The organism is Pseudomonas sp. PvP100 (assembly GCF_017833055.1).
Taxonomy (GTDB): Bacteria; Pseudomonadota; Gammaproteobacteria; order Pseudomonadales; family Pseudomonadaceae; genus Aquipseudomonas; species Aquipseudomonas syringae.
Map to the genome: position 1 here is coordinate 539327 of NZ_JAFIBO010000001.1, position 13681 is coordinate 553007.

Consider the following 13681-nt stretch of genomic DNA (forward strand, 5'->3'; position numbering starts at 1 on the left):
CAGTCAATCGACAGCTCGCTATCGCACTGACAGCGGTCAGACCATCGCCAGCGGCACTTTGCGAGTGGGCGCAGGCCATGCCAGATCGATATCGGCCAGATCGCGCTCGGTCAGGCGAATCTGCTCGGCAGCGATGTTCAGACGAATGTGTTCCGGGTTGGTCGCCTTGGGAATGGCGATCATGTTGTCCTGACGCAGCACCCACGCCAGGGAGATCTGCGCCGGTGTTGCATCGTGGCGTTTGGCGATTTCGTGCAGGGCAGGGTGGTAGAGCAGATCGCCAGCCTGGCCGATCGGGCAGTACGCCATCAACGGCAGGTGGCGGTCCGCGCTCCACAGCATCAGGTCGAACTCGATACCGCGTTGCTCCGGGTTGTAGAGCACCTGATTGGTGGCACAACGCGGATTGTTGAGTTCGATCATGTCCGGCACATCAAAGTTGGAAACACCCCAGGCACCGATTTTGCCCGCTTCACGCAGACGCTCGAATGCCTCGACCGTCTCGGTCAGCGGATACTGGCCGGGCCAGTGCAGCAAGTACAGATCGATGTAGTCGGTGTTCATGCGCCGCAGGCTGGCTTCGCACGCGGTCGGAATACCGGCGCGGCTGGCGTTGTGCGGGTAGACCTTGCTGACCACGAATACCTTGTCCCGCTGTCCGGCAATGGCTTGCCCGACAATTTCCTCGGCAGCGCCATCGGCGTACATCTCGGCGGTATCGATCAGGGTCAGGCCCTGTTCGATCCCGAGGCACAGGCCGGCGATTTCTGCCGAGCGCTGATGCCCTTTTTCACCCATGTGCCAGGTGCCCTGACCCAGCACTGGTACGGTTCTGCCTGCCAGTTCCAGTGTGCGCATGTGACCCCCTGCAGTTAAATAAGCAGCTAATGAGCGGTTGAATAAGCAGGTCTCAGGCAACAAGAGGCGCACGAGGTTCCGTACCACCCCCCAAAATCGCGTTGCAGATTTAAACCCGGAACTGCTTCAGCAAGGTGTTCAACTCTTCGCTCAACCCTCGCAGGTGCAGACTGGCCGAAGTCGATTGTTCGGCGGCCAGTGCTGTGCTCTGAGACAGTTGCGCGGCCTGGGTGACGTTCTGGTTGATGTCATCCACCACGTGCGTCTGCTGCAGGGTGGCACTGGCGATGGAGGCGTTCAGGCTGTTGAGGTTGCGCAGCGCCTGACTGATCGAGGTCAGGCTCTGGCCGGCCTGATTGGCCTGCTCGATGGTCATCTGCGAAGAACGGCTGCTGTCACCGATCACCTTGACCGCCGCATCGGAATGCTTTTGCAGGCGTTCGATCATTGACTGGATTTCTGCGGTCGACTTCTGCGTGCGCTGGGCCAGCAGACGCACCTCGTCTGCCACCACGGCAAAGCCGCGGCCTTGTTCGCCGGCCCGCGCTGCTTCGATGGCGGCGTTCAGCGCTAGCAGGTTGGTCTGCTCGGCAATCGAACTGATCACTTCCAGCACGCTGCCGATCTGCGTGCTCTCGCTGGCCAGACTCTGCATCACTTCCACGGCCTGACCGATGGTGCTCGAGAGGTGTTCGATCTGGCGCAGGCTGTTATCGATGTTGATTTGACCCTGCTGTGCCTGCGACTCGGCATCGCGCATTTCGCTGGCGGCATGTTCAGCGTTCTTGGCGACGTCCTGCACGCCGTAGGTCACTTCGTTGACCGCAGTGGCAACCAGGTCCATTTGCTGCGACTGCTTCTCGCTGCGGCTCTGCGCCTGTTCGGCGTCGCTGCCCAGATCGGTCGAGGCCTGGCCCAGCGCCACGGCTGAGTGCTGCAACTGACCGACGACATTGCGCAACTTGGCGACGAAGGCATTGAAATGCGTACCCAGCTCAGTGATTTCATCCTGGCCATGGGTTTCCAGCGTGCGGGTCAGATCACTCTCGCCACTGGCAATGCTGGCCATCGCACCGACCGCCGCTCTGAGAGGGCGCACGATGCTGCGCACGATCGTGACCAGCAGCAAAACCATGATCAGCACGATGCCGGCGATGAACATCCCGGCATTCCACAGCTGGGTCTTGAACTCAGCCGCGACGTCATCGACGTATACGCCGGAACCCAGAATCCAGCCCCATGGCTGAAACAGTTGCACGTAGGAGGTCTTTTTCACCGGCTCGCTGGCACCGGGCTTGGGCCAGCGATAATTCACCATCCCGGCACCTTTGGCTTTGACCAGCGTGACCATTTCGTTGAACACCGCAAAGCCGTCCGGGTCCTTGATGGTCGACAGATCCTGGCCTTCGAGCTTGGGGTTGGTGGGGTGCATGATCATCACCGGGCGCAGGTCGTTGATCCAGAAGTAGTCGCTCTGGCTGTAACGCAGGCTCTTTATCTCTTTCAGGGCCTGCTGTTGCGCAGCCTCGCGGGTCATGCCGCCGGCGGCTTCCAGCCCCTGATAAAACGACAGGATGCCGCTGGCCGTCTGCACCACGTGCATGGTTTTCTCGGCCTTGGCCTGATACAGGTCGTTATGCAGCTGTCTGAGCAGTGTCGCCGAGAGGACAAAGAGCATCAGCACTGAAACCACAAGAATCAGCCACAGACGGCGACTGATGGACAAACTGCGCATACTCATGATCGGCATCCCTTGCATTATTTTTCTTCTGATGACTCTGGCTCGCGCGGCGCGCGATTCAGGGTCTTTCAAGCATCTCGGCGCGTCACGTCCAAACATGAGCGGTCGGTCACATTTTTTAGCGGCGTACACGGGTATGGCAAAAGGCTTACAGCAACAGGCGCGATTGGCTCTATCGACTGACCCTCAGTGAATGTAGGATCCAATTCAACAGCTGCAGCAAAGGAACGCTGCAGTGATCAGGGACGATCGACCATTGCCAGGAGGCTACTGACAGGATGTCGGAATGGTCATGTTGCAAAACCACCCGCTTCGGCGGGTTTTTTGCGTCTGCAGGAAAGCAGGGTGGGCTCAGCGGTCCGGCTCGCAGCCCTTGAGCACCAGCCTGAGGATGGTCTGCGTTGCCGCCTCGTAATCGGCATCCTGCAGTTTTGCCTTGCCGGTGACCGTAGCGATCTGCCAATCGAAATCGGCGTAGGTCTGGGTCGCCGCCCAGATGGTGAACATCAGGTGGTGAGGATCGAGCGGGGCGATCTGTCCGCTGTCGATCCAGGCCTGGATGCATTCGATATTGTGCCGTGCCTGGCCATTGAGCTGTTCGATCTGCTGCGCTGTCAGGTGCGGGGCGCCATGCATGATCTCGCTGGCGAACACTTTCGAGGCGAAGGGCAGGTCACGGGAAATCTGGATTTTCGAACGGATATAGCGGCTGAGAACTTCGGCAGGTACGCCTTCGGGATTGAAGGGCGTAGAGGCACGCAGAATGGGCTCGATGATGCTTTCCAGCACCTCGCGATAGAGGTTTTCCTTGGATTTGAAGTAGTAATAGACGTTGGGCTTGGGCACACCGGCCTTGGCCGCGATATCGCTGGTCTTGCTGGCGGCGAAGCCCTTGTCGGCGAATTCCTCGCTGGCAGCGCGCAGGATGAGTTCTTTGTTGCGCTCGCGGATACTGCTCATGACCCGGTTATTCCCTTGCCTGCATGGCGGTCGCGCATGTTAGCACCGGGTTTGCGCAGCGCTCAATGTTGACGGCCCGGCGCAGGGTTGCAGCGGGCCGTTTACTCAAACGCTCATCAGTTCCTGGACTCTAGCGGCCAGGGCATCGATTGCAAACGGCTTGGTCAGCACGCGCATTCCTGGCCCGAGCTGTTCGTCACCGATGGCGGCGTTTTCCGCGTAGCCGGTGATGAACAGGGTCTTCAGATGCGGGCGGACCTCGCGTCCGGCATCGGCCATTTGTCGTCCGTTCATGCCGCCCGGCAAACCCACGTCAGTGATGAGCAGATCGATATGCACATCCGAACGCAGCAGCTTGAGGCCGGCCAGGCTGTCGGCGGCTTCGATCAGCGTATAGCCCAGGTCACCGAGGGCATCGGTGAGCAGCATGCGCACCGTGGGTTCGTCGTCCACGATCAGGATGGTTTCCCCGGACTGGGTGAACTCGAACGGTGCCTTGTGCACATCGCCTTCGTCCCTGGCCGCAGTACCTTCGTAGCGGGGCAGGTACAGTGATATCGCAGTGCCCTTGCCGACCTCCGACTGAATGAGCACCCGTCCGCCAGACTGATTGGCAAATCCGTAAATCATCGACAGACCCAGCCCTGTGCCTTGGCCAATGGGCTTGGTGGTGAAGAAGGGGTCGAATGCCTTGGCGATGACATCAGGTGTCATGCCGGTGCCGGTATCGGTCACGCACAGCGACAGATAGTGGCCCTCAGGCATATCGTGTGCGCGTGCCACATCGCCGTCTATCCAGCGGTTGCTCGCCTCGATGGTGATGCGTCCGCCGTCCGGCATGGCATCGCGGGCGTTGATGCACAGGTTCAGCAGCGCGTTTTCCAGCTGGCTGGCGTCGACCAGGGTTGGCCACAGCCCCGTGGCACCGATGGTCTCGACCACGATGCTGGGGCCGACCGTGCGCTGGATCAGGTCAGTCATGCCTTTCATCAGCCTGTTCACGTCGGTCGGCTGCGGGTCCAGGGTCTGGCGTCGAGAGAAGGCCAGCAGCCGATGCGTCAGGGCTGCTGCACGTTTGGCCGCGCCTTGGGCGGTCACGATGTACTTGTCGACCTCGCCCCAGCGGCCTTGCTCGATCCGGGTACCCATCAATTCCAGCGCGCCGGAAATACCTGCCAGCAGGTTGTTGAAGTCGTGGGCCAGGCCACCGGTCAGTTGCCCGACCGCTTCCATTTTCTGTGACTGGCGCAGCTTCTCTTCGGCCTGCATGAGCTCGGTGGTACGCGCTGCCACGCGTTGCTCAAGCGTGTCGTTGAGGGCACGCAGCGCTGCGGTGGCACGGTCGCGTTCGGCTGCTACGGCGCGTCGTTCGTCGACGTTGATGAGCACGCCGGGGAAGCTCAGTGGCGTGCCATCCTCGGCTCGGTCGACCCGGCCGTTGGCTTCGATCCAGTAGTAAATGCCATCATTACGACGAACACGGTATTGGTGGGCGTAAACACGCCCGCTGGTGATGACCGCATTGATCGCATGGATCAGGCCTTGCTTGTCTTCTGGGTGAACAGTGGCAATGACTTGCTCCAGGCTCAGGCCTTCACGGCCCAGCGCGGCATCCAGGCCGAATGCCTTGGCGAAGGCTTCATCGACGGTAAAGCGATCGGTCGGCAAGTCCCAGTGCCAGGTGCCGATGATTGCACCTGCGGCCAGGGCGAGCTGAACGCGGTCGATGTTTTCACGTGCGACGGCCTCGCTGGTGCGCAAGCGCTCCTCGGCGTCGCGTCGCGCGGTCACATCGCTGAAGATCACCGCAATCTGCCGATCAGCCGGTTCACCGACACGCACCGCCTTGACTTCGAACCAGCGTTCGAAAGCTTTGGCATAGTTTTCAAAGTTGGCTGGCTCACCGGTTTTGGCGACGTTGCCATAGGCTTCGAACCAGAACCGCTCCAGGTCTGGCGCGAACTCGGTCACCCACTTGCCGCGCAGATCGACGCCGGCCTGACGTTCAAAGGCGGGGTTGGCCTCGATGAAGCGGTAGTCCACCGGGCTGTCATCGGCATCGAACTTGACCTGAATGATGGCGAATGCGGCTTCGATGGTCTCCAGCATGGCCCTTGAGCGCTCTTCGCTCTGGCGCAGCGCGGTCTCGGCCTTGCGCATCTGCGACATATCGAGCATTGCGCCGATCATGCGCACCGCCTGGCCGTCGATATCGCGTATCACATGGCCGCGGTCCAGCACGTCGGCATAGGCCCCGTCCAGACGACGAAAGCGGTATTCGTCCGTCCAGGCAGTGCCATTGCCGTCGATCACGGCATGAATGGAGTTGTACACGCGGGTACGGTCGTCGGGATGGATCTGGCCCATCCACCAGTCACCGGAGTTGTCCAGGGTTGCCAGCGGGTAGCCGTAGGCCTCTTCCAGCGCGTCGTTCCAGAGCACCAGGTTGGCTGCAAAGTCCCAATCCCAGATCGCGTCATTGGTCGCCTTGGCGGCGAGCCGGTGTCGTTCCTGGGCTTCTTCGGTCGCGCGGCCCGCCAGATGCTCGGGGGTGCGGTCGCGCAGGATCTTCACGAAGCCGAGGTGCGTATGCTTTTTATCGTAAAGCGGCATCATCTCGCCTGATGCCCAGAACAGCTGGCCGTCCTTGCGCAGGTGCCAGCGCTCGTCCGACGCCCGGCCTACACTCAGCGCAAGCTGCATTTCATGCTCGATCCGGTCGTTGGCCACGTCCTCGGGCGTAAAGAAACGTTCGGCGCTCTGGCCAACCATCTCATCCTGAGTCCAGCCCAGAACCTGCTCTGCGCCCGGGTTCCAGTCGGTAATGATGCCGTCGCGATCGGTCAGGATCATGGCGAAATCCATCGCACTGTCAAAGACTGCACGCTGGCGTGCCTCGCGGCCGATGGCTGCGGGTCGACAGGTATTCGTTGCGGCGTCGATGCCGGCTTCTTCAAGCATTCTGCGCAGGTCCACGATCTGCGTTTCAAGCTCTTCTCTTGTCAGGTCTTTCAGAGCGCCTCCCGCTCACACGTTATGTTTGGCATGGGCGGGCACTTGTCGGTGGCCTGCTTTGCACGTTGAAATCCGCTCGTTAGTAAGCTCTGCATTTGCCCGTTCGCCCTCGGCAGGCTGCACCTGATGTGCGTCGTTCTATGTCGATCACCATACAGTCATTGCCGCGCTTGAACTCACTTCCCTTCCTGACTGCACCGCAGTGGCTGTGTCAGTGGACACCTGCCGACGAATCGGTTTTCGACGGATCAGGCATTTAAAGCAGCCATCGCGTCTTCGGCTGGTTCAGGGCACATGTTCAAGGCGCGGCGAATTGCCCGGGTATTCATCGGCCTTTGGGCGGCTTTCTTTAGAGGGCGTCAGGCCAGGGGAACAACTTTGTTCGCAGGCTGCGCACATCGCTCATGACCTGATGCGAATTGTGCTTGCGGAGCAGCCTTTTTTCAGGGGTTCTGCGGAGCACATGCTAGGATTTACCCTTTCGTTATGCGAAACGTGCCCTTCGTATGTCCATCGATGCAAACAGTTCCGGTACACCTGCACCAGCCAAGCAGCCTGCAGCCAAACGTCGCCTGCCCAAGGGCGAGGTGCGCAAGGCCGAAATCATCAAGGCGGCCATGACCCTCTTCGCTCGGGATGGGTATGCCGGCGCCTCGCTGACCAACATTGCCAAGGTGGCAGGTCTCTCTCAGGTCGGCCTGCTGCACCACTTCCCGACCAAACTGGTGCTGCTGCAAGCTGTTCTCGAACATCGCGACCAGTACATTGCCGGCCGGCTGCAGGATGCCGATCAGGTCGCTTCTCTGCAGGGGTTCCTGTCGTTTCTGAAGCAGGTCATGAGTTTCAGTATCGAAGACGCCGCGGTCAGCCAGGCGCTGATGATCATCAACACTGAAAGCCTGTCGGTCACGCATCCTGCACACCGCTGGTTCAGCGAGCGTTTTGCAATTGTGCACGGTCATCTTCAGGCGCATCTGAAGTTGCTGGTCGAGGAAGGCGAAGTTCGAGCGGATATTGACGCAAGGCAGATCAGCCTGGAGATAGCCGCCATGATGGATGGCATGCAGATTCAATGGCTTCGATCGCCAGGGGATGTGCAGATAGAGGAGGGGTTTGCCAGGTTTCTCGAACGACTGGCGCGGGATCTGGCTGCACGCTGAGCTGCGAGCATTTGCCAGGCAGGCATCGGTGGTCCTGTCGACCACCGATGCCTTTGGCGTGTGATGAATGTTGCTTGGGATGAATGTCGCTTAGTAAGCCTGTTCTGCCTTGACCTGTACGGCCTTGCGCAGGGGAATCGGCAGCGGGTTGGAGTCGCGAGTGGTCAATTTCTCCGGGTACAACGCTACAACCGTGCGGTCGAGCGTCAGGTTTTCCGAGTCCTTGCCTACCAGCACCTTGAACTTGCCAGGGTCAACGTTCCAGCTCACCGAGTTGGCTGAGTAGTACGCGAACGAGCGCGAGTCCAGCGCAATGGTCACGGTCTTGCTTTCGCCAGGCTTCAGGTAAACCTTGGAAAAGCCCTTCAGCTCTTTCTCTGGACGATCAACCAGCGGCTTGGAAGGCTGCACGTACAACTGAGCCACTTCGAAACCGGCCTTGTCACCCGTGTTGGTAACCGTGAACGACGCTTGAATGGTCGCGCCCGGTGCCAGCACATTGCTCGACAGCTTCAGGTCGCTGTACGCGTAGGTGGTATACGAAAGCCCGAAACCGAATGGGTACAGCGGTTTGGTGTGCTTCTTGTCGTAACCGCGATAGCCCAGGTACAGGCCTTCGCTGTAGCTCATCTCGACAGGCGGGTTAGGGCTGCTGAAATAGTAAGGCACCGGGTTCGAGTACGATGCATAGCTCGGATTGTCCTGCGCCTTCTTGTCCAGCGTGATCGGCAGCTTGCCCGACGGATTGACCTTGCCGAAGAGGATTTCAGCCAGTGCCTGGCCGCCCTGTTGCCCTGGATACCAAGCGTGCAGAGACGCACCTACCTTGTCAGCCCACGGCTGCATGTCCATGCCACCGCCACCGTGCAGTACCACGATGGTTTTCGGGTTGGCTTTCTGAATGAAACCGATCAGCTCGGACTGGAATTGCGGCAGTTCGAACGGACGATCGAGCGACTCACCCTCGTATTCGAAGTTATTGCCGGCGGCTACCACGACAGCGTCGTAATCCCCCAGGTTCTTCGGTGGACGCAACGATGCCCAGCTCATCTGCACGCCGTTCATGCCGCCCAGTACCGGGGTGAAGTTGCCCTTGAGCCGGCGGTATTCGAGGCGCACGTTGTATTCGCTGCCGGCCTTGAGATTCGGTGTCTTGACGGTGCGCGGCACGACTGGAATCAGGTCGAACGAGACTTGCGCGCCTTCATCTTCAAGCACCAGCTCATCGTTGATCCAGAGTTTGTAAGGGCCGTCGGCACGCACCTTGAACACCTGGGGCCCGGTGATCGTCGGTTTGATCTTGCCGGTGAAACGGGCAGAGAACGCGCCTGGCGCAGGGGTATAACCGTTGACTGTGCTGGCACCGTTATCGGTCACGTTGGTACTGGTAATCCAGTCCAGGTTGACGCCCGGCTCGATGCGGGTTGCCACCGGGTCGCCGGACAGCGAGGTGTTGGCGTAGTACTCGGCTTTTACGCCGGTGTTGCTGATCGCCTGCTGGTCACTGCCTGGCTGATACCAGACCGATGATTTAGGGTTCAGGCTCATCTGTGGCAGGTAGTCCACATTCGACGGGCTAGACGCCAGTTGCTTGAGTCCGCTCACTTCGGTGACATAGCTGGCCGGCGCCGAATAAGCGGTGCCGAACGGCGCGGTCGGCGGCTGCATGGCCATATCGCCAATCACGGCGATCTTTGCGTTTCTGGACAACGGCAGCAGAGGTTTCTGCCCGTCTACTGGCTCGTTGCGCAGCAGGACGATCGATTCTCTGGCGACGTTCAAGGCCGCCAGCTGACCGTATTCACGATGCTCCAGTGGCTGCGCCTTGTTGATCCCTTTGTCAAAGCCGTAGCTGACCAGCGCTCTCAGGTTCCTGCGCACCTTGTCGTCGATCACGTTCTGGTGCAGTTGACCATTCCAGACGTAAGGCAGCAGTTTGGCTTCGGTAAACTGAAGGCCGCTGGGCATGTCGATATCGGTGCCCGCCCAGGCACCCTTGAAGGCGTCCTGAACCGAGTTGAAATCGCTCATGACGTTACCCTGAAAGCCCCACTGGCCTTTGAGGATATCGGTGATGAGGTGGTGGTTTTCACACGCGTATTCGCCGTTGATCTTGTTGTAGCCGCACATGATCGAGGCGATATTCGAGTTCTTGACCAGCGATTCGAAGCCCGGCAGGTACAGCTCCTGCATCGCTCGTTCGTCGATCTTCACATCCAGATAATGACGGTTCGCTTCCTGCTCGTTCATAAGGTAATGCTTGGCGGCCGCCTGGATGCCTTGAACCTGGATACCGTTGGTGACGGCAGGTGCCAGTACTGCGCCGAGAAACGGATCTTCGCCGCTCATGTACTCAGCCGCCCGGCCGTTGAACGGCGTGCGGTACAGGTTGATGGCTGGTGACAGCATCTGCTGACCGCCTGCGATGCGGGTTTCGTAGCCTATGGCCAGACCGAATTCCTTGGCACGGTTAATGCTCCAGGTTGCGGCAAGGGCGGATGGCGAGGGGTACTGCGCGCCGAACGTCTTGCCGCCGACCAGTACGCCCATGGCCGAGTCATAGGCGACCGTGCCCTGGAGGTTGAACTTGTCCAGCTTGGGAATCATGCGGCCGTCGTCAACGCGCGAAAAATTGATTTTTTCCGATTGCGTCATGTTGTCCAGCATCGCGCCTACGCGCGCTTCCACTTCATTGCCGGTCATCGGCGTGACAGCGAATACGCTGCCTGCCTGGGCGATACCGAGCGCCAACAGGCTCAGGCCCAGGCCTTGTTTGATCATGGACACGGAGTTATTCCTTACGTCATTCATAGGTTGATCGGTTGCAGTCAGTGGGTCACTCAGTGGTCTTCATTGCCGGCAGGGGCGTCAGCAGTGTCGATCGGTGCATCCACCACCGTTTGCGCGCCATTGGGCGTTTTCTGTACGGCAGCGTCGGCACCGGTGATCTGCTCACGCTGGGCGTCGACTTCTGCGCGGCGCTCGCTCGACGTGGATGGCAGCGGGTTCTGCCTGTCAGCGGCAGACACCGGGAGGGCGGCAAGGGACATCAGTAAAGTGGCAACAACAGGCAGCAGGGGGCTGGCCATCGGGAGAATCTCCAAACAGAAATATGAAACAGGCAGACAGGCAAGTCAGCAGCTCAGGGCCGCTGACAGTTCATTCAAGGCGTGCGTGACAAACAGAAAATTGCTGAAAGGTAAAATACACGAATGTAATTTTATATATTTGAGATTGGGTAAAATTCAATGGCAGCTATTTGGTTTTGGTTTTGTTTTAATTTCAAAATATATATTTAATAGGCAATATTTTTCTAGTTTTTGTGTTTTTACAGGCATTAATCTTCTTTTTAAAAAACAGAGTGATCACTCTGTTTTTTGGTTTTTAGATGGTTTTCCATGGGGTCGCGTGCTGATAAGTGAAAGTATTGCTGACGCCTGAATACTGGCAGTGAGTGCCAGTATCACCACGTCGCTGTCAGGCCCGTCGAATAAAGTCCGGACACCACCGAAGAGTGCCTACGCTTGTCTGGACTGGAGTGAGCGTCTCCTCACATCGGCGGCGCTGCTGGAGCTGATGCTCAAACGAGGTTGGGTAAGCCGCCATCTGGATTCCAGAGCACTGCAGCTGACGCCCAAAGGGGCAGGCGGGATGGCAAAGGCGTTTGGTCTGGAAGGCGGTGCGTAACCGCTCAGGTAACCACGCTGCTGTCGGGCATGCCCGGTAGCAGCGTGGCTCAGGTTCAGAAGCTGTACTTGGCCGTCAACGCATAGCTGCGCGGGTTGCCGTACACGTCGGTGGAGCCCCATACCGAACTTGCGCCAATTGCCGTGTAGTAGGTGCGGTCGAAGATGTTGTTGGCGTTCAGTTGCACGTCGAGGTTTTTGCTCACCTGATACCCTGCCATCAGGTCGGCGACGGCGTAGCTACCCTGTTCCAGGCGATAGCTGCCATCGGTAAGCGCGATGTCGTTGTACATGCGGCTCTGCCAGTAAACGTTGCCACCGACGCGCATTTTCTCCAGTGCACCCTGCAGACGATAGACCGTCGACACCTTGAACAGATGCTCGGGTGTGTCGGTGTTGAATTGCTGGTTCTTGTTCGCCGGATCGGCGTCCTTGAGGTAGTGGGTGCGGGCGTAGGTGTAGCCTGCGCCGACTTGCCAGTTCTCGGTCAGCGCGCCTTGCAGTTCCATCTCGATGCCTTGGCTGCGTACCAGACCGGCAGCGTCGTAACAGGTCAGAACCGCGCAGCCCGCCTGGGTCGGCGACTGGGTCTTGAGGTTTTTCTGGTCGATCTGGAACACCGCCAGGGAGGTGTTGAGCGCGCCGTTGAAGTATTCACCCTTGATACCGACTTCATAGTTTTCGCCCACCACCGGCTTGAGCACCTTGCCGGACAGGTCCTGTGCGCTCTGCGGCTGAAAGACGTCGGTGTAACTGGTGTAAAGCGAGTGGTGTTCATCCAGCTTATAGATCAGCCCTGCGTAGCGCGTCAGGTTACGGGTGACTTTGTAGTCTTCATCGCCGACGCGGTCATCGTAGTCGTACCAGTCCAGACGGCCGCCGAGGATCAGGGTCAATGGATCGGCCAGGCTCAGGCGTGTGGTGAGATAGACCGCATCCTGGGTAGCGATGCTATGCGTCTTGCCATTGCGAACGAAGTCCGGCTTTGGCGCGCCGATGGGCAGGCCGGTGTCGTAGGGGCTGTACTCGTTGCTGGTCTGGTCGTACACGCGCCGGCTGGTGCCGACCACCACTTCATGAGTGCGGCCGAAGGCCTCGACCGGCCCACTGGCGTAGGCATCGAAGGCGGTCTGCTGCTCTTCCGGCTTCGACTGGTAGGCCGTGGTTTCCAGCGGGCCGTTGTAGCGAGACAGATAAGTCCCCGAAAACAGGCCGTCCAGCGACGAGCTCGAGCCTGCTACGCGCAGCTTCCAGTCGTTGTCGAAACGGTGCTCCAGCTCACCGAACACGGTGTCTATCTGGATTTTCTTGTTTTCCCAATCCGACCCTGAGTAGGTGGAGCGCGGCAGGTTCAGGTGGTGACCATCGACGCCCAGGGGCAGGCCGCCCCAGAAGTAGTTGGTCTGATCTTCCTGACGAGACAGGCCCAGGGTGGCGGTCGTCGCGTCACTCAGATCGGCTTCGACCACCCCGTAGAACACGCCGTGATCGCTCTTTTCCTTGTCGCGGAAACTGTTGGCATCCTGGTAGGAGCCGACTATGCGGCCGCGAACCGTGCGGCTGTCGTTCAGTGGGCCGGACGCATCGAATACACCACGGTAATCGTCCCAGCTCCCGACCGTGCCGGTGAGGGTGACCTGTGGCACGGCGGTAGGGCGCTTGCGCACCATATTGATCGCTGCCGAAGGATTGCCAGACCCTGTCGCCAGGCCCGTCGCGCCCCTGATCACCTCGACATGATCGAACATGGCCAGATTGGGTTGAACGCCTGCCGTGTAGCCCGAGTACGAGGCGGGCAGGCCGTCGTACATGATGTTGTCGATGTCGAAACCGCGGGACGTGTAGGTTTGCCGACCCGGTCCGCTGGACTGGTCCAAAAACAGTCCCGGTGTATACCTGACCACGTCATTGATGCTGGTCATGGCCTGATCGTCCATGCGTTGGCGGGTGACGACCGTCACGGCCTGCGGCGTTTCACGAATGGTCAGTGGCAACTTGGTCGCGGTCTGCATCGGGCCGGTGGTGTAGGACTGACTGCCCTCGGTTGTGGAGCCAAGTTGATCGCTGCTGATCTGCGTGGCACCCAGCTCCATGGTCGTGGCGGGCTGTTCCTCAGCGGCAAAGGCTGCCTGTGTGGTGGCAGCCCAGATGCCCATGGCCAGCAGACCCGGTGTGAAACGATTACGGCTTTGCGATTGTTGCCCCGACATGAACCCGACACTCCCTCGACGCCCTCCATGGCAGGATGATAATAATGGTGA

Annotated in this window: 9 protein-coding genes and 1 pseudogene; 3 read left to right on the top strand and 7 right to left on the bottom strand. The window is 59.5% G+C overall.

Going from position 1 to position 13681, the window contains the following annotated elements:
* Positions 1-36 precede the first annotated feature (36 nt).
* The 4 genes from JOE39_RS02455 to JOE39_RS02470 form a co-directional block, all read right to left on the bottom strand.
* The gene (locus JOE39_RS02455; RefSeq protein WP_003315245.1) at positions 37-858 is read right to left on the bottom strand and encodes an aldo/keto reductase; all 822 of its coding nucleotides are present in this window, start codon (positions 856-858) and stop codon (positions 37-39) included.
* Positions 859-967: 109 nt separating this feature from the next.
* On the bottom strand, positions 968-2599 hold the full coding sequence (locus JOE39_RS02460) for a methyl-accepting chemotaxis protein (RefSeq protein WP_024648150.1): 1632 nt from the start codon (positions 2597-2599) through the stop codon (positions 968-970).
* 351 nt (positions 2600-2950) lie between these two features.
* Positions 2951-3559: a TetR/AcrR family transcriptional regulator gene (locus tag JOE39_RS02465; RefSeq protein WP_003319640.1), complete on the bottom strand. Its 609-nt coding sequence runs from the start codon at positions 3557-3559 to the stop codon at positions 2951-2953.
* Between the two features lie 105 nt (positions 3560-3664).
* Positions 3665-6520 carry a PAS domain-containing protein gene (locus tag JOE39_RS02470; protein WP_232924166.1) on the bottom strand — a complete coding sequence of 952 codons (2856 nt, stop codon included), beginning with the start codon at positions 6518-6520 and terminating at the stop codon, positions 3665-3667.
* A gap of 560 nt (positions 6521-7080) precedes the next feature.
* Between JOE39_RS02470 and JOE39_RS02475 the strand changes: the two genes are divergently transcribed.
* Positions 7081-7734: a TetR/AcrR family transcriptional regulator gene (locus JOE39_RS02475; RefSeq protein WP_024684515.1), complete on the top strand. Its 654-nt coding sequence runs from the start codon at positions 7081-7083 to the stop codon at positions 7732-7734.
* A gap of 90 nt (positions 7735-7824) precedes the next feature.
* Here JOE39_RS02475 and JOE39_RS02480 read toward each other — a convergent pair whose 3' ends face one another.
* The gene (locus JOE39_RS02480) at positions 7825-10515 is read right to left on the bottom strand and encodes a glycoside hydrolase family 3 C-terminal domain-containing protein (protein ID WP_057407151.1); all 2691 of its coding nucleotides are present in this window, start codon (positions 10513-10515) and stop codon (positions 7825-7827) included.
* Positions 10516-10574: 59 nt separating this feature from the next.
* Positions 10575-10823: a hypothetical protein gene (locus tag JOE39_RS02485; protein ID WP_002552767.1), complete on the bottom strand. Its 249-nt coding sequence runs from the start codon at positions 10821-10823 to the stop codon at positions 10575-10577.
* Between JOE39_RS02485 and JOE39_RS02490 the strand changes: the two genes are divergently transcribed.
* Positions 10792-11175, top strand: a complete 384-nt coding sequence (locus JOE39_RS02490; protein ID WP_210077949.1) for a hypothetical protein — start codon at positions 10792-10794, stop codon at positions 11173-11175. The genes JOE39_RS02485 and JOE39_RS02490 overlap by 32 nt on opposite strands.
* Before the next feature lie 75 nt (positions 11176-11250).
* A pseudogene (locus JOE39_RS02495) lies at positions 11251-11421 on the top strand (ArsR family transcriptional regulator); the annotation flags it as partial.
* Between the two features lie 55 nt (positions 11422-11476).
* Here JOE39_RS02495 and JOE39_RS02500 read toward each other — a convergent pair.
* Complete coding sequence (locus JOE39_RS02500; protein WP_210077947.1) at positions 11477-13630, bottom strand: TonB-dependent siderophore receptor; 2154 nt, start codon at positions 13628-13630, stop codon at positions 11477-11479.
* Between the last annotated feature and the right edge of the window lie 51 nt (positions 13631-13681).

Bases quoted from the DNA above. Each gene is read 5' to 3' on its own strand.
- JOE39_RS02455 (WP_003315245.1), bottom strand. From the start codon at position 858: ATGCGCACACTGGAACTGGCAGGCAGAACCGTACCAGTGCTGGGTCAG.
- JOE39_RS02460 (WP_024648150.1), bottom strand. From the start codon at position 2,599: ATGAGTATGCGCAGTTTGTCCATCAGTCGCCGTCTGTGGCTGATTCTT.
- JOE39_RS02465 (WP_003319640.1), bottom strand. From the start codon at position 3,559: ATGAGCAGTATCCGCGAGCGCAACAAAGAACTCATCCTGCGCGCTGCC.
- JOE39_RS02470 (WP_232924166.1), bottom strand. From the start codon at position 6,520: ATGCTTGAAGAAGCCGGCATCGACGCCGCAACGAATACCTGTCGACCC.
- JOE39_RS02475 (WP_024684515.1), top strand. From the start codon at position 7,081: ATGTCCATCGATGCAAACAGTTCCGGTACACCTGCACCAGCCAAGCAG.
- JOE39_RS02480 (WP_057407151.1), bottom strand. From the start codon at position 10,515: ATGATCAAACAAGGCCTGGGCCTGAGCCTGTTGGCGCTCGGTATCGCC.
- JOE39_RS02485 (WP_002552767.1), bottom strand. From the start codon at position 10,823: ATGGCCAGCCCCCTGCTGCCTGTTGTTGCCACTTTACTGATGTCCCTT.
- JOE39_RS02500 (WP_210077947.1), bottom strand. From the start codon at position 13,630: ATGTCGGGGCAACAATCGCAAAGCCGTAATCGTTTCACACCGGGTCTG.